At 39.4% G+C, this 25,700-nt stretch carries 25 protein-coding genes; 16 read left to right on the plus strand and 9 right to left on the minus strand.

Translation table 11 applies throughout. From position 1 onward, the window contains the following. Positions 1-262: 262 nt before the first annotated feature. From PVV70_RS01040 to rpsP, 4 genes are all read left to right on the plus strand, one after another. Positions 263-919, plus strand: coding sequence for a carbonic anhydrase (locus PVV70_RS01040; protein WP_273757565.1), 657 nt, complete (start codon positions 263-265; stop codon positions 917-919). Between the two features lie 243 nt (positions 920-1,162). After that, positions 1,163-2,725 (plus strand): signal recognition particle protein, encoded by a 1,563-nt coding sequence (gene ffh / locus PVV70_RS01045; RefSeq protein WP_273757566.1) that lies wholly within the window; start codon positions 1,163-1,165, stop codon positions 2,723-2,725. A gap of 24 nt (positions 2,726-2,749) precedes the next feature. Next, positions 2,750-3,079 (plus strand): chorismate mutase, encoded by a 330-nt coding sequence (locus tag PVV70_RS01050; RefSeq protein WP_273757606.1) that lies wholly within the window; start codon positions 2,750-2,752, stop codon positions 3,077-3,079. Between the two features lie 15 nt (positions 3,080-3,094). Then, complete coding sequence (gene rpsP, locus PVV70_RS01055) at positions 3,095-3,469, plus strand: 30S ribosomal protein S16 (RefSeq protein WP_273757567.1); 375 nt, start codon at positions 3,095-3,097, stop codon at positions 3,467-3,469. Between the two features lie 149 nt (positions 3,470-3,618). Here the strand turns inward: rpsP and PVV70_RS01060 are convergent, their stop codons facing one another. Further along, on the minus strand, positions 3,619-3,834 hold the full coding sequence (locus PVV70_RS01060) for a DUF1674 domain-containing protein (RefSeq protein WP_273757607.1): 216 nt from the start codon (positions 3,832-3,834) through the stop codon (positions 3,619-3,621). Positions 3,835-3,916: 82 nt separating this feature from the next. Between PVV70_RS01060 and htpX the strand changes: the two genes are divergently transcribed. From htpX to PVV70_RS01075, 3 genes are all read left to right on the plus strand, one after another. After that, positions 3,917-4,960, plus strand: coding sequence for a zinc metalloprotease HtpX (gene htpX, locus PVV70_RS01065; RefSeq protein WP_273757568.1), 1,044 nt, complete (start codon positions 3,917-3,919; stop codon positions 4,958-4,960). A gap of 79 nt (positions 4,961-5,039) precedes the next feature. Continuing rightward, positions 5,040-6,410, plus strand: coding sequence for an RsmB/NOP family class I SAM-dependent RNA methyltransferase (locus tag PVV70_RS01070; RefSeq protein ID WP_273757569.1), 1,371 nt, complete (start codon positions 5,040-5,042; stop codon positions 6,408-6,410). 63 nt (positions 6,411-6,473) lie between these two features. Next, complete coding sequence (locus PVV70_RS01075; RefSeq protein WP_273757570.1) at positions 6,474-8,189, plus strand: heparinase II/III family protein; 1,716 nt, start codon at positions 6,474-6,476, stop codon at positions 8,187-8,189. 809 nt (positions 8,190-8,998) lie between these two features. Here PVV70_RS01075 and PVV70_RS01080 read toward each other — a convergent pair. From PVV70_RS01080 to PVV70_RS01090, 3 genes are all read right to left on the minus strand, one after another. Next, positions 8,999-9,151, minus strand: coding sequence for a DUF1127 domain-containing protein (locus tag PVV70_RS01080; protein WP_120100035.1), 153 nt, complete (start codon positions 9,149-9,151; stop codon positions 8,999-9,001). Between the two features lie 380 nt (positions 9,152-9,531). Then, entirely contained in the window at positions 9,532-11,151 is a 1,620-nt protein-coding gene (purH, locus tag PVV70_RS01085; protein ID WP_273757571.1) for a bifunctional phosphoribosylaminoimidazolecarboxamide formyltransferase/IMP cyclohydrolase, read from the minus strand. 889 nt (positions 11,152-12,040) lie between these two features. After that, complete coding sequence (locus PVV70_RS01090) at positions 12,041-12,823, minus strand: SURF1 family protein (RefSeq protein WP_273757572.1); 783 nt, start codon at positions 12,821-12,823, stop codon at positions 12,041-12,043. 291 nt (positions 12,824-13,114) lie between these two features. Here PVV70_RS01090 and rpmB point away from each other — a divergent pair, with 291 nt between their 5' ends. The 4 genes from rpmB (at position 13,115) to PVV70_RS01110 (ending at position 16,554) form a co-directional block, all read left to right on the plus strand. Beyond that, the gene (gene rpmB / locus PVV70_RS01095; protein WP_273757573.1) at positions 13,115-13,432 is read left to right on the plus strand and encodes a 50S ribosomal protein L28; all 318 of its coding nucleotides are present in this window, start codon (positions 13,115-13,117) and stop codon (positions 13,430-13,432) included. Between the two features lie 131 nt (positions 13,433-13,563). Then, positions 13,564-14,247, plus strand: a complete 684-nt coding sequence (locus tag PVV70_RS01100; RefSeq protein WP_273757574.1) for a VUT family protein — start codon at positions 13,564-13,566, stop codon at positions 14,245-14,247. 550 nt (positions 14,248-14,797) lie between these two features. Then, entirely contained in the window at positions 14,798-15,649 is an 852-nt protein-coding gene (locus tag PVV70_RS01105) for a DNA adenine methylase (RefSeq protein WP_273757575.1), read from the plus strand. 8 nt (positions 15,650-15,657) lie between these two features. Next, on the plus strand, positions 15,658-16,554 hold the full coding sequence (locus PVV70_RS01110) for a HaeIII family restriction endonuclease (protein WP_273757576.1): 897 nt from the start codon (positions 15,658-15,660) through the stop codon (positions 16,552-16,554). A gap of 49 nt (positions 16,555-16,603) precedes the next feature. Here the strand turns inward: PVV70_RS01110 and cobT are convergent, their stop codons facing one another. The 3 genes from cobT to PVV70_RS01125 all read right to left on the minus strand — a co-directional run bounded on the left by cobT (position 16,604) and on the right by PVV70_RS01125 (position 20,324). After that, entirely contained in the window at positions 16,604-18,502 is a 1,899-nt protein-coding gene (cobT, locus tag PVV70_RS01115; protein ID WP_273757577.1) for a cobaltochelatase subunit CobT, read from the minus strand. A gap of 15 nt (positions 18,503-18,517) precedes the next feature. Then, complete coding sequence (gene cobS, locus PVV70_RS01120; protein WP_273757579.1) at positions 18,518-19,498, minus strand: cobaltochelatase subunit CobS; 981 nt, start codon at positions 19,496-19,498, stop codon at positions 18,518-18,520. A gap of 205 nt (positions 19,499-19,703) precedes the next feature. Further along, complete coding sequence (locus tag PVV70_RS01125; protein WP_012232550.1) at positions 19,704-20,324, minus strand: J domain-containing protein; 621 nt, start codon at positions 20,322-20,324, stop codon at positions 19,704-19,706. Positions 20,325-20,448: 124 nt separating this feature from the next. Between PVV70_RS01125 and PVV70_RS01130 the strand changes: the two genes are divergently transcribed. Then, positions 20,449-20,721, plus strand: coding sequence for a BolA family transcriptional regulator (locus tag PVV70_RS01130; RefSeq protein ID WP_273757580.1), 273 nt, complete (start codon positions 20,449-20,451; stop codon positions 20,719-20,721). Positions 20,722-20,740: 19 nt separating this feature from the next. On the opposite strand, the gene PVV70_RS01135 is transcribed toward PVV70_RS01130, so the two are convergent. Together PVV70_RS01135 and PVV70_RS01140 are read right to left on the minus strand one after the other, a co-directional pair. Continuing rightward, positions 20,741-21,709, minus strand: a complete 969-nt coding sequence (locus PVV70_RS01135; RefSeq protein WP_273757581.1) for a tyrosine recombinase XerC — start codon at positions 21,707-21,709, stop codon at positions 20,741-20,743. A 3-nt stretch (positions 21,710-21,712) separates the two neighbouring features. Then, positions 21,713-22,534, minus strand: a complete 822-nt coding sequence (locus PVV70_RS01140) for a SapC family protein (RefSeq protein ID WP_273757582.1) — start codon at positions 22,532-22,534, stop codon at positions 21,713-21,715. Positions 22,535-22,665: 131 nt separating this feature from the next. Here PVV70_RS01140 and rimM point away from each other — a divergent pair, with 131 nt between their 5' ends. From rimM to sdhC, 4 genes are all read left to right on the plus strand, one after another. Beyond that, positions 22,666-23,211, plus strand: a complete 546-nt coding sequence (gene rimM, locus PVV70_RS01145; protein WP_273757583.1) for a ribosome maturation factor RimM — start codon at positions 22,666-22,668, stop codon at positions 23,209-23,211. Positions 23,212-23,479: 268 nt separating this feature from the next. Next, a complete protein-coding gene (trmD, locus tag PVV70_RS01150) occupies positions 23,480-24,178 on the plus strand; it encodes a tRNA (guanosine(37)-N1)-methyltransferase TrmD (protein ID WP_273757584.1) in 699 nt (232 codons plus the stop codon). Between the two features lie 209 nt (positions 24,179-24,387). Further along, the gene (gene rplS / locus PVV70_RS01155) at positions 24,388-24,816 is read left to right on the plus strand and encodes a 50S ribosomal protein L19 (protein ID WP_273757585.1); all 429 of its coding nucleotides are present in this window, start codon (positions 24,388-24,390) and stop codon (positions 24,814-24,816) included. A gap of 475 nt (positions 24,817-25,291) precedes the next feature. Beyond that, on the plus strand, positions 25,292-25,693 hold the full coding sequence (gene sdhC, locus PVV70_RS01160; protein ID WP_273757587.1) for a succinate dehydrogenase, cytochrome b556 subunit: 402 nt from the start codon (positions 25,292-25,294) through the stop codon (positions 25,691-25,693). The last annotated feature ends 7 nt before the right edge of the window (positions 25,694-25,700 follow it).

Raw genomic sequence — 25,700 nt, forward strand, 5'->3', positions numbered from 1 at the left:
TTTTGCTCTTAGAGGTCTTTTCTTCTCTTCATATTAAGAGAAGGCCATTATATTTTTTATACTGTAACACTTTCTTCTTAAAGAAAATAGCTCTTTATTTGAAAAGAATGACTTCTTTTTTGCTCGTTTTTAGTAATAATTTGCACTTTAAAGAAATGTTTTGCATCAACGAAAAGGCCTTTTTAGTATTTTTGTATGGTAATAGTTTGTTTTTCTAAATATACGAAATGAAAGTAAAGAGAGAATTAGAAGTAAAGAGAGAATGACTCGTTTACCAGAAAGACTTTTAAGTGGTTATCAAAACTTTATAAATAATCATTTTTCATATAAAACTGCACATTATCAGCAATTGGCAATTGAGGGGCAAAAACCTGAAGTTTTGGTTATTGCTTGTTGTGATTCGCGTGCTATCCCAGAAATGATTTTTGATGCTAAACCAGGGGAAATTTTCACCCTGCGCAACGTGGCAAACGTGGTTCCTCCTTTTTCTCCTGATAATCAATATCATGCAACATCAGCGGCTCTTGAATATGCCGTGCAATTGCTTGAGGTGAAACATATTGTTGTTTTTGGTCATGCCCATTGTGGAGGCGTTCTTACAGCTCTTAAGGAGACGTGTAAATCTTTATCGTCAAATGATTTTATTGGCCAATGGATTAGTCTTTTAGCGCCAGCCGCAGAAATCGTTTTGAATAATAAGTCACTGTCTTGGCCGGAAAAACAAACAGCTTTAGAGCAGCTTTCTATTCGCCATTCGTTGAGAAACTTAGAGACGTTTCCGTGGATAAAGTTTCGCAAAGATCAAGGTATTTTAACATTGCATGGGGTTTGGTTTGATATCTCTAGCGGGAAATTATGGAATATAGAACAGGAAACAGGGTGTTTTATGTGTGTTGAAGTTGAAAGTTTTGAAGTGTAGTATTTGCCGTTTTTATTTCTTCGTATAAAAAGACATTTTATGATAAAACTTGACAAAGCTGGGGTTTTATTGTTTGAAGGAGCAAGCTTTCAGTGACAAAATTAACTAGGAGCCACCGACTGAGACCCCAATGCAAGGGTATGAAGAGATCTCAGAGGTCAACATTCGACGGCGCGATGCGTTCTCGGGTGCTCTTTTGGTTTGTTTGTTCTGCAACTTTGTTAGGCGATGATGAGGTAAATAATGTTTGAATCCTTGCAAGAGCGACTTGGTTCTATCCTGTCTCATTTGACCGGGCGTGGCGCTTTGTCAGATCAGGATGTTGCAGAGGCGCTGCGTGAAATTCGTCGCGCTTTATTGGAAGCTGATGTTGCTCTTGATGTTGTTCGTTCTTTTACTGATAGGGTTCGGGAAAAAGCGGTTGGGGCTGAAATTGTTAAATCAATTAAACCAGGCCAAATGGTGGTTAAAATTGTTCATGATGAATTGGTTCATATTCTTGGAAATGAAAGCGTTCTGAGTGATTTGAATGCACCAGCGCCAGTTGTTATCATGATGATTGGTTTGCAAGGTTCGGGAAAAACCACCACAACAGCGAAGCTTGCAAAACGTTTCACTGATAAGCACAATAAAAAAGTTCTTATGGCGTCGTTAGATACACGTCGTCCCGCTGCGCAAGAGCAATTGCGTCAGTTGGGAGAACAAGCAAAACTTGCAAGTTTGCCTATTATTGCCGGACAATTGCCTGTTGATATTGCATCACGTGCTGTGCAAGCTGCTAAATTGGGCGGTTATGATGTGCTTCTTCTTGATACGGCAGGACGTAATCATATTGATGAAGCTTTGATGCTGGAATTGGCTGAAATTAAAGCATGTTCTTTTCCTCATGAGATTATGTTGGTGGCGGATAGTTTGACGGGACAAGATGCTGTTCATCTTGCGCGTTCTTTTGATGAGCGTGTAGGGATTACAGGGATTGTTTTAACACGGATGGATAGTGATGGGCGTGGGGGGGCTGCTCTTTCTATGCGTGCTGTGACGGGCAAGCCAATTAAAGCAATTGGAACCGGTGAAAAAATAGAGGCTTTGGAAGAGTTTCATCCCAGTCGTATTGCTGATCGTATTCTCGGAATGGGAGATATTGTTTCTTTGGTTGAAAAAGCTGCGGAAACAATGGATCATGAAAAAGCTGCCGCTTTTGCAAAAAAAATGCAAGCCGGAAAATTTGATCTAAATGATCTTGCAGAACAGTTGCAGAAAATGAAAAAACTGGGTGGAATGGGCGGTATTATGGGTATGTTGCCAGGATTGGGGAAGGTCAAAGAACAGATTGCGGCGGCGGGTCTTGATGATCGTTTGTTTAATCGTCAATTGGCTATTATTTCATCCATGACACCGCAAGAGCGTGCGAATCCTGAGCTTTTAAAACATAGTCGAAAACAACGAATTGCTAAGGGGTCTGGAACAACAGCGGCTGATATTAATAAACTTTTGAAGATGTATCGCCAAATGGCTGATATGATGAAAGCTATGGGTGGTAAAGGAAAAAGTGGCTTTATGGGAAAAATGTTAGGAGGACTTGGGTCCAAAATGGGTTTTGGTGGGATGGGAGGCGCAGATTCTTCAGCTGTGCCTGATTTATCGGGATTGGATCTGAAGCAACTCTCAACGCTTCAAAAGCAGATTGAAAATGGGCATGGAGGAAGGGTCTTGCCCGGACTTCCCGGACGTGATTCTACATTTCCTGGTCTTTCCAATGGCATTGCCGATAGGGGAAAACTTCCTCAGCATCTTAAGAAAAAATAAGATGTAAAGAGGGAAAGGAATATGATGCAGGAAACAGTATTAAACGAATTAGCACATTTACGAGCATCTATTGACAACTTTGATGCAACGTTGATTCATATTTTAGCAGAGCGTTTTCGTTGTACGAAGGCTGTTGGGCGCTTAAAAGCCCGTTATGATTTGCCTAAAGTAGATCCTCTGCGTGAGCAACATCAGATCGCGCGTTTGCGACAATTGGCTATGGAAAGTCATCTTGATCCTGATTTTGCTGAAAGATTTTTAAAATTTATTATTAAAGAAGTTGTGCGTCACCATGAAATTATTGCTGAAGAGCAAAAAATAAAAAAAGTCAATTTAAACGAAAGCCAGAGCTGACAATAGGAGAAAAATATGGCATTGAAAATTCGTTTGTCCCGTGGAGGTTCAAAGAAACGTCCTTATTATCATATCGTTGTTGCGGATGTTCGTAGTCCGCGCGATGGGCGATTTCTTGAACGTGTTGGTGCATGGGATCCAATGTTGCCTAAAGATGGATCGAGGGTGAAACTTAATGAAGAGCGTATCCAATATTGGCTTGGGCAAGGAGCTCAACCAACAGATCGCGTTTTACGGTTTTTAGATGCGGCTGGCTTAAAAAAACGTCCAACCCGCAATAATCCACATAAAGGTGAACCGGGTAAAAAAGCACAAGAACGTATAGCAGCAGCAAAGCAAGCAGCAGAGGAAGCAGCCGCTGCGGCTGAAGCAGAATCTGCTTCAGAATAAGAAGCATGATTGCTTAATCAACGCTTTAAAAAAATTCTAGAAGAATAAATATTATCCGTTTTTGCTAATCAAAAACGGATCTTCTTTAAAAGGGTGTTTATTTAAAACGGTGTTGGTTTTTTTAAGTTCAATTTTGAAAATCTATGGCTTTAAAAGTCGATGGCGCGGCCTTTAATTTCCCAGTCTCCATAGCGGGAAGGGTCTTTGCCGCCGCGTCCACCGTTTTCCAACGGTTGTTCTTTTGTTGTTTTGTCTTTTCGCCTTTCTTCAGCTTCTTTAAGGGCGCGTTGCGCTGCGGGAGGAAGAGATTGCTGTTGAACGGCAGTTGAATTTTTTTGGCTTGTTTTTTCATCTTTTTTATTCATTTTACACCTATTCCATTGAAGAAGCAGAAAGAAAACACCATCATATAGTATTGGTAGACTTTTATCATGGAGTTTTTGAGTAATGAACATAATGCGTACAGCCATGCTTTTGGCTTTTTTAACGGCTCTCTTTATGGGGGTTGGTTATCTTGTTGGAGGGGGCAGTGGCATGATCATTGCTCTTTTAATGGCGAGTGGTTTAAATTTTTTTTCTTATTGGAATTCAGATAAAATCGTTTTACGTATGTACGGGGCGCGTGAGGTTGATCATCATTCCGCACCCGTTTATTATAAAATCGTAAGCGATTTAGCGAAAAAAGCTTCTCTTCCTCAACCAAAAGTTTATGTGCTCGATAGCGCGCAGCCGAATGCTTTTGCAACAGGACGTAATCCTCAAAATGCCGCTGTGGCTGCCAGCCGCGGCTTGTTAGAGCGGTTAAGTGCAGAAGAAATTGCTGGCGTTATGGCGCATGAGCTTGCTCATATTGAGCATCGTGATACCTTAACCATGACTCTAACAGCAACGATTGCAGGGGCAATTTCAATGCTTGGTAATTTTGCTTTTTTTATGGGAGGACAGCGTAGCTCTTCGGAAGATTCTCATGGTGCGGGGGCAATTGGAGGATTTATTGCACTGCTCGTGGCACCTTTTGCTGCAATGCTCGTACAAATGGCCATTAGCCGTACGCGTGAATATGCTGCGGATCGAAGGGGAGCTGAAATATGTGGTAATCCTTTATGGTTGGCTTCAGCATTGCGTAAAATTGCTGATGGGGGGCATGGGGTTTACAATGAAGAAGCAGAGCATAATCCAGCAACCGCGCATCTATTTATTATCAATCCTTTGAGCGGTGAGGGAGCGGATAGTCTTTTTTCAACACATCCAGCAACGGCAAATCGTATTGCTGCTCTTTATCGGCAAGCAGAAGAGATGAAAGGGATTCTTGCTGAAAGTGGTGGGTGGAATAGAGAAGACGCTATAGATAAAAAAAGCAACGAGAGAAATTATGAAGATTTTAGCAGTCAGACTCATGCATCAGGTAAGAAAGAAGATAGCACTTTTCAGCGAGTCACAAAACGTCCTTCTTGGCTTCGTTATGAAAATTCAAAAAATTCTCGTTCATAAAATTTTTGAGGAGATTTCTGGGAGACCTCTTGAGGAAGCAGTAGTATACTTGAGGAAGCAGTAGTATAAAGGTGTTATTTTGAAGCACAAAAAAGCGGGGCATGTGCATGTGTCTGAAAAAGATGTTCCAGGATTGGCTGTTCGGCAGGTGTGTGTGCGTCTTTTAGGGGCGGTCGTTGATAAGGATACGCCTCTTTCTGGTTTGACAGATAATGAACACGGACACCCACAATATTTAAAACTTTCACAACGAGATCGTTTATTGTGTCGGGCTATTTTGACAACGTCATTGCGTTATCGAGGGTCAATTGCGGCGGCTCTCTCACGCTTTTTAGCGCGTCCTTTGCCTTCACAAGCATTTTCACTTCAGCATCTTTTGCATATCAGTGTGGCGCAAATTCTTTATCTTGATATTCCTGATCATGCGGCTATTGATTTAGCTGTGCGTGTGGCAAAATTTGATCCTCGTATGCGCCGTTTTTCAGGAGTGGTAAATGCTCTTTTGCGCAATGTTGCGCGTGAGGCGGCGTCTTTACGCCAACTGATTCCTACCATTAAAGATGTTCCAGCGTGGTTTGGAGAGCTTTTAGTATCAGCTTATGGAAGAGAAAGGGCGCGTCAAATTATAGAAATTCAAAGTGTGGAGCCTCCGCTTGATTTGACAGTAAAGTCTGATTGTGTTGGATGGGCAGAGAGGCTTGGCGGTGTGGTATTGCCCAATGGTTCTGTTCGATTGAATCGTTTGGCATGTTCTGTTTCTGATTTACCAGGCTATCGTGAGGGGGCGTGGTGGGTTCAAGATTTTGCCGCAGCGTTGCCTGCTTGTTTATTAGGAGAGCTTCGGGGGAAAAGTATTGCTGACCTTTGTGCGAGCCCTGGGGGGAAAACAGCACAATTGGCTTTGCAGGGGGCAGAGGTGACAGCCATTGAGCTTTCTGCTAACCGCGTCAAGCGTTTAAAAGAAAATATGGAACGGCTCCATTTTTCCGTTCACATTTGGCAGGGAGATGTGAGAAATTTCCATCCCACACAGCTTTTTGATGCGGTTCTTCTTGATGCTCCTTGTTCCTCTACAGGAACGATCCGTCGTCATCCCGATATTTTATGGACGAAATCGAGGGATGATGTCGTCAAGTTAGCGACGTTACAATATGATTTGCTTATCGCTGCCATTGCCTTGGTAAAGGTGGGAGGGCGGATTGTTTTTTCCAATTGTTCATTGGCAAGAGAAGAAGGTGAAGATCTTATTGAGAAAATTTTATCAATACGCAATGATATTGTTTTAGACCCTATCGATCCAGAAGAAATGGGGGAGCTCACTCATTTGCTTTGTGAGGGGATGTTGCGCACGACGCCGGCAGATTTTTGTCATAAAAATTTTGATGATGAAAAAAACGCATTTTTAGGAATGGATGGTTTTTTTGCTGCGCGCTTACGAAAAATTGCTTAATTAACGCTTCATTTACAAAAATGGTCGAAATTGTATCTGATTCAGCATAGATGGAGATGAAATTTGGCGGTTGCGGTAAAAGCTCCTCAGGTAAAAATAGCAGCCTGTATCGATACGCTACAGCATGTTATGCGGCGTTTATGGGTTGGGCCATTGTTTCGTTGGCGGTTTTCAGGGTTTCGTCCTCATAAAATTTTAGCGTATCCCATTGATTTGCATGTGGCTGATCCGATAATGGCGCATGAATTTTATCACGGTCGTTTTGCTTTTGCTGGTCATATTGTTCATTCTGGTGCTGTTTCACCCTTTTCATTGGTTTCACCAACGCCCGAATGGGAAGCGGCTCTGCATGATTTTCATTGGTTGCGCCATATGGAAGCAGCAGAAAGTGATTTAGCTGCAGCGCATGCGCGCTCTCTTTTAGAAGATTGGCTGGACCATGCTGGCAAAAAGGTAAAAGGGCTTGCTTGGAGTGGTCCTGTTGTCGCGCGGCGTTTGATCTCGTGGATTTGTCACTCAAAAATGTTGTTAGAAGGGGCAAGCGAGCGGTTTGAAAAACGCTTTTTACGGGCACTTGGTTTGCAATTTCGTTATTTGCGCGTAATAATTTGCAGTATGGAACACAATGATCAACGTTTGCAAGCAGCAACAGCTTTGACGTTTGCATCTCTTGCTTTGCCTGTTTCTGCAGCCGTGAAAAAAAAGGTACAAACCACGCTTATAGAAGAGCTTTCGCTTCAGATCTTGGTTGATGGTGGGCATATTTCCCGTAGTCCTATCATTTTGCTTAATTTATTATCAGATTTATTATCTTTACGTTACCTTTTTATGCGGAGCAATGAAACAGCACCCCGTATTTTGATTGATTCTGTTGAGCGCATGTTGCCCGCTTTGCGATTCTTTATCCATGAGGATCAAACATTGGCGCATTTTAATGGGGTTGGTCCCCTCGTGTCGGAACGGTTATCGACACTTTTGGAGCTTGATGAAACAGGAGGCCATCCTTTTAGTTATGCCCGTTATTCAGGATTTCAGCGCTTAAAAGCCAATCAAACAACAATTCTTGCCGATACAGGAAAATTCCCACCACGCTTTGTAGCACAGCAGGCTTGTTCGGGATGTCTGTCTTTTGAAATGTCTTCACAAGGACACCGTTTTATTATCAATACCGGTGTTAACCCTGATGGGCGGGAAGACTATCGACATTTAGGGCGTGTTACTGCAGCCCATTCAACAGCGACGCTTAATGATTGTTCGGTAGGCGTTTTTTACAAAAAAAAGAAAAATGGCGCTTCCCTTTTGTTTAATGGACCGACCGATGTTCAAGTGCACCGTATAGAGGATTCCGATAAAACAGGTTTTATTGCGAGCCATAATGGTTATGTGCGCCCTTTTAATCTTATTCATGAGCGTGGTCTTATTTTGGCGACGAGTGGGGATATGATCGAAGGCTTTGATCGCTTTTTTATGCCCAATAAAGAGGGAAAGAGACATAGGAGAGCGCAAAGTGAACAAGATCATGTTGCTGTTCGGTTTCATCTTCATCCACAAGTTGACGTTAACTATGATGGTGAGCGTGTGTGTTTAGCGGTAAAGAATGGGCACGTAGCGGGCGAGCAAGTATGGTATTTTATTTCGCCTGATGCCGATATTTGTCTTGAAGATTCGGTGGATTTTGCGGAATTAGTAGGTCCACAACGGACACAGCAGATCGTTTTATATTTTCGCCCTGCATTTCAGGAAAAGGTTCGCTGGCGTTTTATTCGTAAAGCCGTTTGATAAAAAATCAAAACATTGTTCTTATGGTCTATCGCGTTTTATTTTTATGTCCTAAAATATCATCGTTTATTGGGGATATATCCTATTGAAGGACTGTGTAAATTTTTACACGAAAGTATTTTTTGTAAGTGTATGGGATAGATATTTTTAAGCAAAGTTTGCTTATAGAATCTTATGAGGTAATGCTAAGAGGGGGGCTTTAGCGCAAGTGAGATTGTTGACGGACCATTATTGACAGATCGGTACTGGTTTTAAGAATCTTCATTCTTTAAAGGTGTTAAGAGGAAAATTAAACGGTTACTTATCTTTCAAAAATTTTTGAGTGTATTATCGTGATCAATATTTTTTGTTTTGATCACATTATGGCTGCTTATAGAGTAATACGCTGGCATCATCACACACCTAAGGTTGCTTTTTAATGTTGCGACACTCTCTTGGCGTTTGAGACGGTTCTTTTTAATTCCTTTTTGTACAGTTTTATTCCATACACCGCGCGCTACTCGCTTGATAACGTGCAAGAGACAGGATTATAGTTGATCCAATATAGATAGACTTAGAATAAGACACTCTCCCAGTAGAGTCTTTCATCAAACACGCAAAATAATGAACATCCTTCATGAATCAAAAGCCGTTCCTCATAGAAACATTGAGAATTTAAGAAACGACATTACAGCAAGGTACTCAGGGAAAATCCCTTCTGCTTTGTGTTATTATCAAAGTATTATTATACTAAAAACGAAGCCATAATACAAAGCCTCAAAATGTCCGTTTCTTTATAGCAAAGTATGCTCTCAAATATTCTTCAAATCTTAGAAAGATTTACGCGAATAGCGCCGCGCAACTGAATCAATATCGCCTCGACAAATGCCAAGGTCATTGAGTTCATATGTTGAAAGACGACTCAACGCATTAACGGTTCGGCGATAACGGCGCCAATTACTATAAGAACGTAGAATATTCATATCCTGTACTCAAACTTTGTTACACTCTTTAGTTTAAGAATAGAGCATATTACTAAAAATAGTTGTGCTATAATGTCATAACAGGTATGCATCTACACACAACAAACGCCCTTTAACACGTATCCCACGTAAAAAGGCAACTTTTAAAGGCACTCATAACGATGATATCTTATTCCTAAAACAATGGCTAAATTATGCGCATTTTCTGTGGTGATAACTTCTTTATTATGCCTAGATTCTTTCGATTGAATAACTTCTCCTACTTCAATGGTTATCAATCGACATACGATCTATGAAAAACTCTTTCAAACGTCTGTCTTATATAGAAGAGAAAATCACCGACACTATTCATGTTGCTAATATTGATAGCAAAAGTGCTGTTAATGGCGGAAGTGTCGTATTCCTGTAAAAACCATCGCTAAACCTTGTGCATCCGCAGCCGTGATAACTTCTTCATCACGCAGGGAGCCTCCTGGTTGAATGACGGCAGTCGCACCGGCTTCAGCTGCTGCTAATAAACCATCTGCAAAAGGAAAAAATGCATCGGATGCAACCACTGATCCTTTTGTGAGAGTTTCTGTTAAGCCTGCTCTCCTTGCACTTTCTGCTGCTTTACTTGCAGCAATTTTTGCTGAATCAATGCGGCTCATTTGTCCAGCCCCAATACCAACTGTTGCACTATTTTTCGCGTATACAATAGCATTTGATTTAACGTGTTTTGCTACACGAAAAGCAAATTGAAGATCACGCATTTCATCTTGAGTTGGTGCTCGCTTGGTTACCACTTGCAATTTAAGATCATCAACTACCACATTATCACGTGATTGCACTAAAATGCCTCCCGCAAGTGTTTTTGCAAGAAGTCCTCCACAACGAGGATCAGGAACGCCACCTGTAATGAGCAAACGAAGATTTTTTTTACTAGCAATAATTTCACGTGCCGCCATTGTCGCGTCAGGCGCAATAATCACTTCTGTGAAAATTTTAACGATCTCTTCCGCACATTCCTCATCAAGAGTTTGATTTAAAGCAACAATTCCACCAAATGCTGATACATTATCACACATAAGAGCTTTCAAATAAGCTTCTTTCAAATTTTTCCCTTCTGCAACACCACAAGGATTGGCATGTTTAATAAGAGCAACAGCAGCGGTTTTTTGCGGATCAAATTCTGCTACGAGCTCAAAGGCTGCATCTGTATCATTCAGATTGTTATAAGAGAGTGCTTTGCCTTGTAAAAGTTTTGCTGTTGCAACGCCAAAACGTTTTTCATTATTACGATAAAATGCTGCCTGTTGATGGGGATTTTCTCCATAGCGCATAACACTTTCAAGATGACCAGAAAAACTCTGCCATGATGGTGTTTTAATTTTTAAATCTCGTGCAAACCATGCTGCTATTGCCGTGTCATAAGCAGCAGTGTGCGCGTACGCACGCATTGCTAACTGATGACGCATGGATAAGCTTAAACATCCATTATGCTGTTTTAATTCGGCGAGAATCGAATCATAGTCATTTATCGCTGTTACGACACCGGTATAAGCATAATTTTTTGCTGCAGCGCGAATCATCGCCGGTCCACCGATATCAATATTTTCAAGAATCGTTTGTCCATCGGCTCCTGATTGGATTGTCTCTTCAAAAGGATAAAGATTTACCACCAAGAGATCAATTCCATGAATGCCGTTCTTTTCCATAGCTTCCCTATGGCTAGGATCTTCTCTTACCCCTAACAAAGCACCATGAATCAAAGGATGAAGTGTTTTTACACGCCCATCCATTATTTCAGGAAATCCTGTAACTTTAGCAACATCTTTTACAGGTAAACCAGCAGCTATGAGGGTTTTGGCTGTTCCTCCTGTTGAAATCAATTCAACATTGTAAGTCGTATGAAGGGCTTTTGCAAAGGCAACCACACCCGTTTTATCAGACACAGAAAAAAGAACACGACGCACCCGATGAAGATCAGGTATGGGAAAATTTTTGGCAACAACACCCATAACAGAAGCCTTAAAAATGAAAGAGTTAAAATTTCAGCAAAACAAGCTTATACGCTTGTAGCACAAGCCTTTAGCAAAATACACTGAAAGGATAAACTGTCTTTTTAAAATATACGATGACTCTCCTTTTTTCTTATACTGTAAAATACCGTCATTGGAGGTGTGGTGATAGGGATAACAGTCTCTTTTAATTCAATTTTTATCTTCATAGCCGGTTTGAAATACAAAACGTTTCCATATGTTTTTGTAAAAGCATTTATGATAATGTTTTTTTAAGAGTGGAAATGACGTATTACCCTACATTTTTGGGCATTGCCTTTTTAATGAGATTACGCTTTTTATGCAAAATAAAATGCTATTACAGTGTGCATTCACGCGCGTTTATTTTAAAGTAAGCATTTTTCAATGAATCAACTTTCATTTTATGGTTGTCTTGTGAAGAATGTCGTGTAAATCCTTCGTGAATAGTATAGCAAATCCATTAGACCCATGATCTGTAATTACAAAGTGCGAGGTTGAGGCACCCATTCTCTTTATACTTTAATAATGCTTACTTTAACAATACTTGGCATTTGAGAAGAAGGAAGTATTGATCTTCTTATTTTCAATAATTTTATCTATACGGTTCTCTTTGCTTGTGGAGGGAGCACGAGAATGATTTTGCTGGCTTTGGTCAGAAGATTTGAAGCAAAAGAGAGTCTTACGGATATTTGAGCTCTTAATCTTAAGTTATAAAAGATAGAATTATTGTTATAAATCAAACACATTGCTTCTTAAAAATTTTGTGCTGTGTAAAGGCTCAATATGACAGCATTAAGATCTTTTTTATTATGAAAAGGCCAAACTGTTTAATGACTATATTGGGGATGGATATTTTAATTGTTATTTTTTAGTTTTTTTGCCGTAGCAGAAAAAGAAAAGCGCCTAATACTCCAGCAGCTAAAATAAACCACGTGATTGCGTAAACAAGATGATTATTTCGAAAATGGATAATCGTAAGACCAGCGATGGGAAGATTTGCTTGTGGAGATGTTTTTCTGGCATCAATAAAATAAGGGGCAACAGTGGATAACCCAAGTTTTTCTGCCATAGTGGGAAGATCACGCGTATACCACACATTTTTGTCAGGATTATTTTTGCGTGGGAAAAAACCATTTTTTTCACTCATGCGTAATAAACCGATAATTGTTGTTTGTTCTGTGTTTATGGTAGAATCTTGCTGAGATGAGGCATTTGTATGGGATTGCTCTGAGTGTTGAAAATTATTTCGTTCGTCCATGGGAATAAAGCCACGGTTGATAAAAGTCAGTGTGTTGTCAGCGGTTTGTAAAGGAGTCAAAACCCAGTAACCCGTAGTGTTTTGAGCAGCAGCAGTGACCAAAATATTTTTATTTTTTAAAAATTTTCCTGTGATAACAACAGGTTGATATTCACTTTTTTCAAAAGTAACATCAGCCCATTGATCTTTTTTAGGGGCATTTATGGGGGCTAAGTGAACGCGCTGATTGGCACTGGTGATAAGATTTGTTTTCCAGTTTAACCGTTGCACCTGCCATATGCCTAATGCACTGAAGAGAAGAAAAAAACAAATACATAAAGTTCCAAACAAAAGAGAAGAAAAACGGCAAGAATTTCCCTGAAGCTTTGTCATGGGGGGCTCTTTTTTGTTCATGATTTATGCTTCCTTTCAGAACAATAGATTTTTATTCTAACACGGTATGCCTTTAAAAAAAGTATTTTGTACGCTTTTGGGTGGAATTTGCACGCCTTGATTTTGGAAAAAGATGAAGATTGAGCCAGCAAGAGATGAAAAAGGTTTGATAAAAGACTTGACCTTTTGTTGTCGAGCCCCTATTAGAGAGAGACTTCCCAATGATGCCCGTTCAAGGCTGCGTTGTGCGTGCTATTGTGTTCTTTGGGTATAGGGATTTGAAAGTTTCTTAAGAGTTTAAGGGTGAAGTTTATGTCTCGTGCATGTGAATTGACAGGGAAAACGGTTCTGTATGGTAATAATGTCAGCCATGCGAATAATAAGACTCGGCGTCGTTTTTTGCCAAATCTTTGCAATGTGACATTGATTTCAGAAGTGTTGCAGCAAAGTTATCGTTTGCGTATTTCAGCGAGTGCGTTGCGTTCTGTTGAGCATCGCGGTGGTCTTGATAGCTTTTTGGTCAAGGCAGACGATAAAGAATTGTCGCAACGTGCGCGTTTGTTAAAACGCCAAATCATTAAGAAAAAAGCTGAGCAAGAAAGCGAGCAAAAAGCTGAGCAAGCAGCGTGATTGTTCGTATCATTATCTTTGGTGGATTGATGCTCTAATCGCGGATCTTTGTTCTAAAAGTGCGCATTTTGGGCTTTTCTCTCTTTGATCGCTCTATTATTTTATTGGTTCCATACCCCAGGTTAAAAAAAATGTTTTCAAGCGATCTTTTATTAGAACAGCAAAAGAGAAGATATGTTGTTTTTTCTATTTTAGCAATGTGTCTTGCGGTCACTGCTTCTAATATTTTGGTTCAATATCCCGTCTATTGGTTTGATTTAAATGAGCTTTTGACTTATGGGGCTTTTACCTATCCATTTGCTTTTCTCATCAATGATTTGACCAATCGTTTTTATGGTCCATCTGCTGCGCGGTGTGTGGTTTATGCTGGTTTTTTTGCCGGTTTTTTTGTTTCTTGGATATTGGCAACACCGCGGCTTGCTCTTGCCTCTAGTTTGGCATTTTTATTTGGGCAACTCCTTGATATTGTTGTTTTTACGCCTTTGCGACGGAAAACATGGTGGAAAGCGCCTTTAGCAGCAGCGTTGGTTGGGTCGGCGTTGGATACGGTGTTGTTTTTTTCTCTTGCTTTTTCGAGTTCTTTTGCCGTTCTTGATAAGATAACAGGGTATGCTGACAGTTCATTGGTGGAGAATACTGTTTTGGGAGGGATCGGCATGCCAGTTTGGCTCTCGCTTGCTTTTGGCGATTTTTCCGTAAAAATTGTTATGAGTCTGTTGATGTTGATACCTTATGGGACAATTCTTAACATTGTAAAACTTCCTCTTTACCAAAGTCATGCAAAGGACGATTCCTCTTTTGCTTGTAACAAATAATAACCTTTGTTTTTTGTTTTCCTAAAGGAAAGACGATTATACATTATATTCTGTAATGGTTGCCTTTTAAGATTTATAAGAGGTATTTTGCTTCTTTTGTCAAATGATATTCATTTATACATAATTTCTGCTTATGATGTGTAAGGAAATGGCTTTGACTGATCCAATGTCAGATAAGAGTATCTCATCAGTATTAAAAACGATAGTAAAGCTCTTATAAAAGCTAAGAAATATCTTGTTAGGAGTTTTATTTTCTTACAGATGGTTATTTGAGCTATAAGAAGCTTAATTCTTATAAGGATAAAAGCAGTTTGATACATACTTGAGTAGTATATAAATAGAAAATTAAATACCAATGGATCAAATTTTGGCAGTTTTAAAGTGTGGCTATACTGGTATTTATCATTATTTTTAGTAGCAAATGTTTGCGCAGATATGCTAGTGATTTACAAGTCGTTGTAATGCGCTCTCTGTAAAATTTGGCAAATGCTTCGAGTGTTTATTTCAGATATATTGTGAGTTAGAAAATGTGATACTTGGAGCTGATAGTATGAACAAAATGATAAATCAAAGAGATCATAGAGAGGCTTTATTTGACAATTTTATATTAACTTCTTTGAAAAAACAAAAAAAGCCTATTGAGCTACCTATTGTAAAATCACCTCTTCGTTATCCTGGAGGGAAGAGTCGTGCTGTTCCTATGATTATTAATAACTACATAAGAAAACAAAAAACTTTATGTTCTCCTTTTGTAGGAGGCGGTTCAATTGAATTAACCTTAGCAAAAATAGGAACAAAGGTTTATGCTTATGATGCTTTTAAGCCGCTTGTTATTTTTTGGCAGATGCTTTTGAAAGATGCTTCAGCTCTTGCAGAGAAAGTGAGAGAATATGAAGATATGACTCCTGCAATGTTTTATAATCTCCAAAAAACTTTTGGGAGTATTAAAAATCAATTAGAAATTGCTGCGGTTTTTTTTGCTCTTAATCGTTCTTCTTTTTCTGGAACAACACTTTCTGGCGGTATGTCTCCAGGACATCCTCGATTCAATTATCGTTCTATTGAACGGCTTAAAGATTTTAAGATTGAGAATTTTACAGTGGAACACAGAGATTTTACAGAAAGTATTCCTAAACACTTTAATGATTTTCTTTATTGCGATCCTCCATATCTTATTAATCAAAAGCTTTACGGTCAAAAAGGCGATAAACATAATTCTTTTGATCATCAAGCTCTTGCTGAACTTTTAAGAAAGCGTCAGGGATGGGTTTTATCTTATAATGATTGTGTAGAAGTTAGAGAACTTTATAAAGGACATAAAATACTTAATCCTGAATGGACTTACGGTATGGGAAACAATAAAAAATCAAATGAACTTGTAATTTTGAGTAAAGATCTTTAGGAAATCGCATGAATCAGGTAGAAAATGGAAAAGCCTTTGAATATGCTTTGGCCATGGGGTTTAAAAAAGCAACAAAGGCTCCTATAGAATTTAATTCATCCTTTCAAGTAGCGGAATCTTTTTATAATTTATTTAATGACACTGACAAAAGACTTTTAAATCTTGCTTCTATTGAAGCAGCTGTTTTCTTACAGTTACATGATAAAAATATTAGAAATACGAAAACTATTGTTCTTCAAGAAGATTCTGTTGGGATCAAAGGAGATGTCCGTGATATTATTTTAAAAGTTCCTGAAAATCCTATTGGTATTTCTGCAAAACATAATCATAGCGCTATCAAACATCCTCGCCTTTCCAGTAAAATAGATTTTGGTAAAGAATGGACAGGTTATCCTTGTAGCAGCATTTACTTTAATGAAATTAGGCCTATTTTTGATTATTTAATAGAGCTTAGAGATAAGAAAATGTTTTTTAGAGACATAGGTGATAAAGAAAGTAGAATTTATCTACCAATTTTAGAATCTTTCTCTAAAGAACTTCAAAGGCTTTGTTTAGATTATCAAGATAAATTTGTTAAGCTATTGTTTCAGTATGTTATAGGTTCTTATGATTTTTATAAGATTATGATAGATACAAGATCTAAACAAAAACGGGTGATTATTCAGTCTTTTAATTTGAATGGTACTCTAGGATATGGTCGTAAATGGAGAATTCCAAGCAAAATTTTATCAGTTTCAATAAAACCAGAAAGTAAAAACAAACTTATTATAATTTTTGAAGATGGATGGAGTATTTCTTTTAGAATACATAATGCATCTAGTAAAGTAGAAGCGTCCTTAAAGTTTGATATTCAATTTGTGGGATTATCTTCTCAGGTTGTTAGCCATCAAATTCCGGTGGTTTAATGATAGAACTGGTTTTTTAAAATGTACCTGTTGCTGATTTAAGGCAGGTTTATTTCTTATAAAGTTGAGGTGTTTTATCACTAAAAAGTGCCTCTAGTTGTGTTGTTATGGCACCTGCAAGCTCTTCGGCATTCATAATTGTTACAGCACGTTGATAATAACGGGTGACGTCATGACCAATTCCAATGGCAATGAGCTCGATGGGGGAATGGGTTTGAATTTCTTGAATCACTGCGCGTAAATGTTTTTCCAGATAATTGCTGGCGTTGACCGATAGTGTTGAGTCGTCAACAGGGGCACCATCAGAAATGACCATAAGAATGCGACGTTGTTCACGCCGTGATAAAAGGCGTTGATGCGCCCAAATTAAAGCTTCTCCGTCAATATTTTCTTTGAGTAATCCTTCTTGCATCATCAAACCTAGATTGCGGCGTGCGCGACGCCACGGAGTGTCAGCACTTTTATAGATGATGTGACACAAATCATTCAGGCGTCCAGGATGATGAGGTTTATGTTGCTTTAGCCATTTTTCACGTGATTTTCCCCCTTTCCAAGTTTTGGTGGTAAACCCTAAAATTTCCACTTTGACATCACAACGTTCAAGCGTTTGTGCCAAAATATCAGCACAACTTGCGGCAACGCTAATGGGGCGTCCGCGCATTGAACCAGAATTATCAATGAGGAGTGAAACAACCGTATCCCGAAATTGGGTGTTACTTTCCATTTTAAAAGAAAGGGGCTGCATGGGATCAATAATCAGGCGTGGAAGCCGTGCTGTATCGAGATAGCCTTCTTCAAGGTTAAAGTTCCAGTTGCGATTTTGTTGTGCCATAAGGCGGCGTTGGAGACGATTGGCTAAACGTCCAACAATGTTTTGAAGGTGATCGATTTGCTTATCAAGACAACGGCGTAAGTGATCTAACTCATTTTCAGAACAAAAATCGGTTGCTTCCAAAATTTCATCAAATTGACGGGTGAAGATTTTATAATTGCCAAGTTTTTCCATTTGTTTTGAATCGGAAAAAAGACGTTTGGGTTTGCTCGACTTTTCTTGCCAAGGGCCATTTTTTTTCTCGCCGTCAGCTTGATCATTGTCGTTTGTTTGTGTTGCTTGTGTTTTTCCTTCGTTTTGTCCATCACTTTCTTGTTCAGTGCTGGTTTGTTCTTCACTTTGAGTGTGCTTTTTGTTGTTATTTTCTTCTTCTGTTTTGTTTTGAGGTTCACATTCGTTTTTTAATTTTTTATCGTTTTGGCTGTCAGAAGCTTCAGCTTGTTGCATTGTCATTTTGAGTGTAGCAAGCATTTGGCGAACGATCTGTGCAAAAGCTTGTTGATTGTAAATATGATGCGTGAGCTCATTGAGTTCTGCTGCAACTTTTTGTTCAAGTTCTTGGCGCCATAATTCTAAGACGGGGCCTGCTTCTTTTGGGGCTGCGCGCTTTGTTATTTTTTCGCGCAATAAAAGGGCTAATGCTTCTTGGATAGGGGCTTCACTTTGGTTACTAATCTTTTCATAATGGGCTCTTTTGTATTTATCGGCGAGCATGGCATCAAGGTTTTTTGCAAGCCCCTCCATGGCTAAAGTACCAATTGCTTCAACACGTGTTTGTTCAAGGGCATCAAAGATAGTCTGTGCCTCTGATTCTAGTGGAGAAAATTGCATGTGAATGCGGTTATCATGCCATGCTTTGCGCAGAGCCATGGAATCACCTAATCCGCGGGTAATTGTGATATCTTTATCCGTAGCATGTTGTGGTAATTCTGGTAAACGTGCACAATTTTCGCTCAAAGATGGACGGTTATGACTAAAGGAAACTTCGAGGTGGGATGTACCGGCAATGGCACGCATACAATTGGAAAGAGCTTTCTTAAATGCTCCATTATCAAGCGTATTTAGGGGAGGATTGTTTGTTTGATTTTTGCTGTTGTCGTCAGGGGCGATCGCCATAATTGACATATTCCTTTAAGACAAGACACCCTGCATGAGTGATTCGGGAAGCTCTTGTCCAAAAGCGCGTTGATAAAACTCTGCGACAGTGGCACGTTCAAGTTCATCACATTTATTGAGAAAGGTTAAGCGGAAGGCAAGACCGATATCTTGAAAAATTGTGGTATTTTCTGCCCAAGTAATGACGGTGCGTGGGCTCATGACTGTTGAAAGATCCCCATTAATAAAAGCTTGGCGGACCATATCAGCAACGTGAACCATTTGTGAAATTGTCTTTTTTCCCTCAGCCGTTTGAAAAGGTCTGACCTTTGAACAAACAATATCAACCTCTTTATCATGGGGTAAATAATTAAGTATCGTTACAATAGACCAGCGGTCCATTTGGGCTTGATTGATTTGTTGGGTACCATGATAAAGCCCCGTTGTATCGCCAAGACCAATGGTATTGGCTGTTGCAAAAAGGCGAAATGCTGGGTGAGGAGAGATAACGCGGCTTTGATCAAGTAAGCTGAGTTTGCCAGAGGTTTCAAGAACACGTTGGATGACAAACATAACATCAGGGCGCCCTGCATCATATTCGTCGAAAACAAGAGCAATATTATTTTGATAAGCCCATGGCAAAATGCCCTCTTTAAATTCAGTGACTTGTAAGCCATCTTTTAAAACAATAGCGTCTTTTCCTACAAGATCGATACGACTTACATGGCTGTCGAGATTAATGCGAAGACAAGGCCAGTTGAGACGGGCAGCAACTTGTTCAATATGCGTTGATTTCCCTGTTCCGTGATAGCCCGAAACCATGACACGACGGTTAAAAGTAAAACCTGCGAGAATCGCTAAAGTTGTTTGCGGGTCAAAAAGATAATCGGGATCGATATCCGGAACATGGGGGCTTTTTGTGCTAAAAGCAGGGATTTTCATATCTGTTTTAATATGAAATAGATCACGAGCACAAACTGTAATATCGGGTGTATTTTCAAGGTTAAGATTTGTCATGATGTTTCTGGCAGGGAAAGGACGCTATTTATTTCATGAGAAAACGATACAAGAGTTAGAGCATTTATGCAATGCTCTATAACGAGAGCCTTAGAGATGAAGGAAGATCGTTTTCACGTATTCTATAATGTTTTGTGAAGATAAGAATGTTTTATGTAAAGAGTGATGGTCTCAATGAGAATGGGGTCATATAAGTGTGTATTTTTTAGCACAAACCAGACTTTTTGAGCAAATTATAAGCATGCAAAACATCGCGAAAGCGCTCTTCTGAAGCACGATTACCACCATTGGAATCAGGATGGTGCTTTTTTACCAACTCTTTATATTTCATTTTGATATCTTCTGCTGAAGCGTTTGCTTGTAGCCCCAGTGTATCAAAAGCTTTTGCTTCTAAGGGCTTTAATTTTCGTGAGAAATTATTGCTTGAACGCCGCTCAGTAAAAAGCGTGAAGGGATCGCGCATACGATTTTGATAGGCTGCTGTCCCAGAGCGAATCTTTGCATAATTGGCCGCTGTTTTTTTCGATGTACCATTGCTAAGATCTGTCGGCCATGTTGGACGATGCCCTGTGAGAGCATCCTTTTGGAATTTTGCAATATCTTGATTGCTAAGACCTGAGAAGTAATTAAAATTTTTGTTATAGGCACGCACGTGCTCAATACAAAAATGTAGATATTGCCCTTCGTGATTTCGACCTGCTGGTGCTTTATGGGTCCCTGTCTTTTCACAGCCTTCCCACTGACACTGTTGCGCTTCTGGCTCAGCTTTTTGTTTTTTATTTGAGCTTATGCGAATTGAATCGAATAATTTAGATGTTATCGTCATATTCTTGGTTTTATGCAAAATTGATTAATTTTACAAGAATTGACTTTTGAAAAATTTGTTTTCACACTTATTTGATTATGAAACGGGTGTATTTTTGTCCTTTCATTTTGTTAAGGAATGGAAAATGTCTATAGAAACAATAATCAAGACAAAGCTTCAGGATGCTTTTCATCCGCAGAAACTTGAAGTGATTAACGAGAGTCATCTTCATGAGGGGCATCCCCATAATGAACATGCTTTTGATGGTAAAGGAGAAACACATTTTCGCGTGAAAATTTTATCTTCTTCTTTTTCTAAGATGACGCGCGTAGAAATCCATCGAGCGATTTATCAAGTTTTACAAGAAGAGTTAGCAACTTGTGTCCATGCCTTGGCACTTGAGGTTGAAGCATTTTAATTTTTGTGATGAAGCTTTTTTAAGAACGAGGATGGGCCTTTTGATAAATTTCCAACAAATGGTCTGTATCAACATGGGTATAGGTTTGTGTGGTAGAAAGACTCGCATGCCCAAGAAGTTCTTGAATCATTCGCAAATCTCCTCCCCGTGATAAAAGATGGGTGGCAAAAGAATGGCGTAGTGTATGGGGGGTGGCCGTTTCTGGTAACCCGAGACTTGCGCGTAAGTTGCGTACAGTTTTCTGAATGATAGCAGGCTGTAGGGCACCACCTCGCGCACCGCGAAACATGGGTTGGTTATCTTTTAAAGGATATGGGCAGCATTTGAGATAATTTTGGACAGCTTCGTAAACAATTTTGATGAGAGGGACAAGGCGTGTTTTGCCTCCTTTTCCTGTTATGTATAAACTTATTTTTTCAGGATCAGAAAATTGTTCTGGTGTGAGGCTTAAGGCTTCTGATATTCGCATTCCACAGCCATAGAGAAGCATAAGGACAGCAGCATTACGAGCAATAATCCAAGGTTCGTTTTCTAGCTGATTTTCTTGTTTGACGACGTGAAGAGCTGATTGTATTGCTAAAGGTTTTGGCAAAGATTTTGGATGTTTGGGGCTTCGGATAAGTTGAGCAGCGGGAATATTGACGATTCCTTCGCGAGATAGGTATTTGAAAAAAGAACGGATGCCTGCTACCCCACGGCTTAAAGAGCGTGCACTGATATTGTTTGTACGCCGATAAGCAAGATAAGCACGCAAGTCACTGACGCGTAAATGAGCAAGATCTGTGAAAGTTGGTGCTTGGCTTAAATGTTGACAGAGAAAAGATAAAAATTGCCGTGTATCACGTTCGTAGGCTTGCGCTGTTTGTGCGGACATACGACGTGTTTTTACGAGATGCTCTAACCAGTTTTTCCTTGCGGTTAAAACCGCATGGTCGGCTGGAATGAGAGAACTATTTTCATCTTTTCTCTTGTCGTTTTTTATAGGCATTATCTAGTTGAGGGTCTCTTTCTTTGTAGATTTTTCATCGTTGACGTGACCATTTTTCTTTTCAGGTTGTTCTTCACGATTGATAAGTTGCTTTTCACCTTTGAGAGAGAGTATTTTTAAAAGATTATGCGTTGACATCAAATGTGCAAAAATTAATCCTAAAAAGCCATTTTTATGAAGCTTGGCAAGTTGGCTTGCCGATAATTTATTTAATTTTTCTTCGTCAACAACCCAAAAATTTTCTAATTGTGCTGAGAGACCTTGATCGTTTTTCACATTGATTGATTTTTGACTGAGAAGATCCATTTCCACAAGAGCATCAATAAATTCAGAGGTTTTCTCCATCGCGATTTTAAAACTTTCAAGAAAACGAATACGTTCTTCCATAAAAGGAGAAATAGAGCCATCAGAATTAAAAAGTTCTGTTCCTGCGACTTCATTAAACATCCCAGACTGTTGATCAAAGCAAACAGAAAGTTCTTTTTCATTGCTAATTTGTGCTAAAACAAAAGGATAACGACGAACAAAAGCCGGAACATAAGTATTGGTTTTCCAACTCTTATCAGAGGCGATATAGTCATTTTCGTCGTTAGAAAGACCAACAAGAGCAGCCGATGTATAGTGCCGTTTTTTTTGTTCATCTTCAGCGCACATAAATAAAATAGGATAGTCTAGGGCGGCTTGAAAATATTCAGTACTTGCTAAAGGGACCCAGTGCGTATCTTTGGCAAAAGACATATCACTTGGTGGCGCAAATTTTAGATTTTTATGGGAAACTTTATTGATTGGCGTGATATCTTTGTAAAATAGCATAATATTTGCCATAAGACTTTCTCCTTTGTAATTTGTTTTTGTCACCAAGAAAGGTCTTTTGGGAAGATTGTCTCATATGGCAACAAGATTGAAATAAAAATGATTAAGATTGAGGGTTCATTTCTAAGAGATAATGTTTTTGCATGAAGTATAATAAAGAAAAGCTTAAAAATAAAGTCTATCTTGCCATTATTGGTATGCCTCACGGTATAAGAGGGGAAGTTTTTGTTAAAATTTTAAGTGCTGAGCCACAGCGTTTCAAATCTTACGGGACTCTTTATGATGATATGGGGCGTTCTTATGAAATTGTAACGCTTCGCACACAAAAAAATAACGCGATTGTACGTTTTAAAGGGGTCGATAATCGTAATGATGCCGAGTCTTTAAAAGGGATTCACCTTTATGTGATGCGTGATCAATTGAGTGATGATTTGGAGGAGGATGAATTTTATCAAGTCGATTTAATAGGCTTGCATGTTCAAGAATATGGGGGGAAAATCTTAGGGGAAGTGTGTGGTTTTTATAATTTTGGGGCTGGTGATTTGCTTGAAATACGTTTGAATACAGGCAAAAGAGTGCTTATTCCCTTTAGTAAGGTGGCGGTACCACAAATTTGTATGGATTCTGGTTTCCTTATTGTTAACCCCATGGCTGCTGGCCTGAGCAGTGAGGGAGAAAATGATCAATAAGGAGATGGCTGAAATTTAAAAAAAATAAAGGTGAAGATAAAAAATAACCGGTGCATTTTGTCAATAAAAAGTGAAAAGTATGCAAAGATTAAGAATGCACTTTTGAGCAGATATTGTAGCATTTTATCTTGTTATCTTGAGATGTTCCTGTTGAATAGAACGCAGATCAAGAAGATTCCCAATAACGCTATAGCGTTATATCGATTTGGTTTGTGTGATTTTGATTTTAAAAGAGTTTGTTGAATAAAATGAGGATGAAAAAATAAAAATGAAATTTCAGGCGCGCGTTTTAACTCTTTATCCTGAAATGTTTCCTGGTTTTTTAGGATATTCTTTAGCAGCGCAAGCTTTAGAGCGCGGAATTTGGTCACTGGAGACAGTGCAGATTAGAGATTTTGCTTTGGATAAACACCATAGCGTTGATGATACACCCGCTGGAGGGGGGGCTGGTATGGTAATGCGGGCGGATGTCTTGGCGGCTGCGATTGATCATTGTCCACAGGATTCGCCAAGATTATTGATGAGTCCTCGTGGGCGCCCTTTTGATCAAGCTTATGCGCGTCGTTTGGCTGGTAATTCGGGTATAACATTGGTTTGTGGACGTTTTGAAGGTGTTGATGAGCGAGTCATAGAAGCACGGGAATTAGAAGAAGTTTCTATTGGTGATTATATTCTTTCAGGCGGTGAAACTGCCGCACTGGTTATCTTAGATGCTATTATCCGTCTTCTCCCTGGCGTGATGGGAAACAAAGCTTCTGCAAAGTGTGAAAGTTTTGAAAATGGTTTGCTGGAACATCCCCAATACACGCGCCCTTCTCTTTTCGAAGGACGAGCGATTCCGTCTGTGTTAAACTCAGGGCATCACAAAGCAATTGCGGATTGGCGTCAAAGCCAAGCCGAATTGTTAACACGTCAGCGTCGTCCTGATCTTTATGCGCGTTATGATAAAAATCGTCAGAAAACTTGATTCATAGGATAAGGTGGTGTATTGCATGGCTCTCTTTTTGAGAGAATTTTAAATAAAAGGTTTTCTATAGTTCCTAAAGTAAAATGAAGGAACGGTGTATTCGCTCCTGTGTAAGGCATAGCCTAAAGAGCATCTTTTCGTAGTACGAGGCTTTTTGGGTAAGAGTTGAGCGCTCTGACTGTTCGATAAAGAACGTGAAGGATAAAAAAATGAATATTATCGCACAGCTTGAAGCTGAACAATGTGCAAAAATTGAAGAAAAGCGCCAATTTCCAGCCTTTAAACCAGGAGATACAGTTCGTGTCATGGTGCGTGTGACGGAAGGTACGCGGACGCGTGTTCAGGCTTATGAAGGCGTGTGTATTGCGCGTTCGGGCGGTGGATTGAATGAGACTTTTACAGTCCGCAAGATTTCTTATGGGGAAGGGGTCGAACGTGTCTTTCCTGTTTATTCTCCTTTGATTGAAGCGGTTGAGCTGGTGCGTCGTGGTAAAGTGCGTCGAGCAAAACTTTATTATCTTCGTGGTCTGAGAGGTAAAGCTGCCCGTATTGCTGAAAAGAGAGATTATCGAAAAAAAGCTGAAAAAGTAGGAACATCCCCTGTAAGCGCAGATGTTGAAATGCACGTTGCTGAGTAAAAATTATATCGGTTAAACTTTATGCAAAAGCGGCTTTTATGCCGCTTATTTGTGTTTTTAGTGATTCGTTTTGTCATTTAAAAGGCTTGGAGGAGACACAAAAATGTTTAACCTATCCAAATTTTGTCTCTTTTTTATTCTTACATGAATGGGTAAAGTGCAGGGTATCATTGCACATGTCGTGGATACTCAAACGGAATAAGTATAGTTTGAAAAAATGTCTGTTTATATTTGATAAAAGATGTTAGGCTTTTGACGTTAAGATAAAAGTGTATTAGATTAAGGCAAGTTTTGCGGATCATATCCGTGGAGTAATCGGTTTTTTTATGCGTGACCTTTAATCCGTTATTTGAGACAACCGACCTGTAATCGGTATCTTGAGATGCCAAACAAGTAAAAACGAGAGAGTATATTTGGTCATTTTATGTGAACCTTCTCGTTCATTGCGGTTGCAAAAACCAGGTCAGGATATTTTATGACAGAGACAACTAGGATAAAAGAGCGCCCTCGTTCCCCTCATATCAGTATTTATCGTTGGACAATTACCATGGCCATGTCCATTGCACACCGCATTACGGGTATGGCCCTTTATGTTGGAGTGGTCTTTCTTGCTGTTTGGTTAATTGCTATTGCGTGTGGCGAGGAGGCATTTAGAACAGTTCACGAGATTTATAGTTCTTGGTTTGGATTGTGTATTTTGTTTCTTTATACTTTGGCAGGGGTTCATCACATGGTTGGGGGTGTTCGCCACATTGTTTGGGATCTGAAGCCTTGCCTTTTAGCAAAAGAAAAGGCAACAGTTACTGCTTGGGCGACAGTGTTTATTTCTCTTATTGTTACTTTTGCAATTTGGATTATTGGATATACCGTTGTTTAGCTGGGGG

The organism is Bartonella sp. AU55XJBT (genome assembly GCF_028618525.1).

Excerpts from the sequence above, each read along its gene's own strand:
- PVV70_RS01040 (WP_273757565.1), top strand. The coding sequence starts at position 263 with ATGACTCGTTTACCAGAAAGACTTTTAAGTGGTTATCAAAACTTTATA.
- ffh (WP_273757566.1), top strand. The coding sequence starts at position 1,163 with ATGTTTGAATCCTTGCAAGAGCGACTTGGTTCTATCCTGTCTCATTTG.
- PVV70_RS01050 (WP_273757606.1), top strand. The coding sequence starts at position 2,750 with ATGCAGGAAACAGTATTAAACGAATTAGCACATTTACGAGCATCTATT.
- rpsP (WP_273757567.1), top strand. The coding sequence starts at position 3,095 with ATGGCATTGAAAATTCGTTTGTCCCGTGGAGGTTCAAAGAAACGTCCT.
- PVV70_RS01060 (WP_273757607.1), bottom strand. The coding sequence starts at position 3,834 with ATGAATAAAAAAGATGAAAAAACAAGCCAAAAAAATTCAACTGCCGTT.
- htpX (WP_273757568.1), top strand. The coding sequence starts at position 3,917 with ATGAACATAATGCGTACAGCCATGCTTTTGGCTTTTTTAACGGCTCTC.
- PVV70_RS01080 (WP_120100035.1), bottom strand. The coding sequence starts at position 9,151 with ATGAATATTCTACGTTCTTATAGTAATTGGCGCCGTTATCGCCGAACC.
- purH (WP_273757571.1), bottom strand. The coding sequence starts at position 11,151 with ATGGGTGTTGTTGCCAAAAATTTTCCCATACCTGATCTTCATCGGGTG.
- PVV70_RS01090 (WP_273757572.1), bottom strand. The coding sequence starts at position 12,823 with ATGAACAAAAAAGAGCCCCCCATGACAAAGCTTCAGGGAAATTCTTGC.
- rpmB (WP_273757573.1), top strand. The coding sequence starts at position 13,115 with ATGTCTCGTGCATGTGAATTGACAGGGAAAACGGTTCTGTATGGTAAT.
- PVV70_RS01100 (WP_273757574.1), top strand. The coding sequence starts at position 13,564 with ATGTTTTCAAGCGATCTTTTATTAGAACAGCAAAAGAGAAGATATGTT.
- PVV70_RS01105 (WP_273757575.1), top strand. The coding sequence starts at position 14,798 with ATGAACAAAATGATAAATCAAAGAGATCATAGAGAGGCTTTATTTGAC.
- PVV70_RS01110 (WP_273757576.1), top strand. The coding sequence starts at position 15,658 with ATGAATCAGGTAGAAAATGGAAAAGCCTTTGAATATGCTTTGGCCATG.
- cobT (WP_273757577.1), bottom strand. The coding sequence starts at position 18,502 with ATGGCGATCGCCCCTGACGACAACAGCAAAAATCAAACAAACAATCCT.
- cobS (WP_273757579.1), bottom strand. The coding sequence starts at position 19,498 with ATGACAAATCTTAACCTTGAAAATACACCCGATATTACAGTTTGTGCT.
- PVV70_RS01125 (WP_012232550.1), bottom strand. The coding sequence starts at position 20,324 with ATGACGATAACATCTAAATTATTCGATTCAATTCGCATAAGCTCAAAT.
- PVV70_RS01130 (WP_273757580.1), top strand. The coding sequence starts at position 20,449 with ATGTCTATAGAAACAATAATCAAGACAAAGCTTCAGGATGCTTTTCAT.
- PVV70_RS01135 (WP_273757581.1), bottom strand. The coding sequence starts at position 21,709 with ATGCCTATAAAAAACGACAAGAGAAAAGATGAAAATAGTTCTCTCATT.
- PVV70_RS01140 (WP_273757582.1), bottom strand. The coding sequence starts at position 22,534 with ATGGCAAATATTATGCTATTTTACAAAGATATCACGCCAATCAATAAA.
- rimM (WP_273757583.1), top strand. The coding sequence starts at position 22,666 with ATGAAGTATAATAAAGAAAAGCTTAAAAATAAAGTCTATCTTGCCATT.
- trmD (WP_273757584.1), top strand. The coding sequence starts at position 23,480 with ATGAAATTTCAGGCGCGCGTTTTAACTCTTTATCCTGAAATGTTTCCT.
- rplS (WP_273757585.1), top strand. The coding sequence starts at position 24,388 with ATGAATATTATCGCACAGCTTGAAGCTGAACAATGTGCAAAAATTGAA.
- sdhC (WP_273757587.1), top strand. The coding sequence starts at position 25,292 with ATGACAGAGACAACTAGGATAAAAGAGCGCCCTCGTTCCCCTCATATC.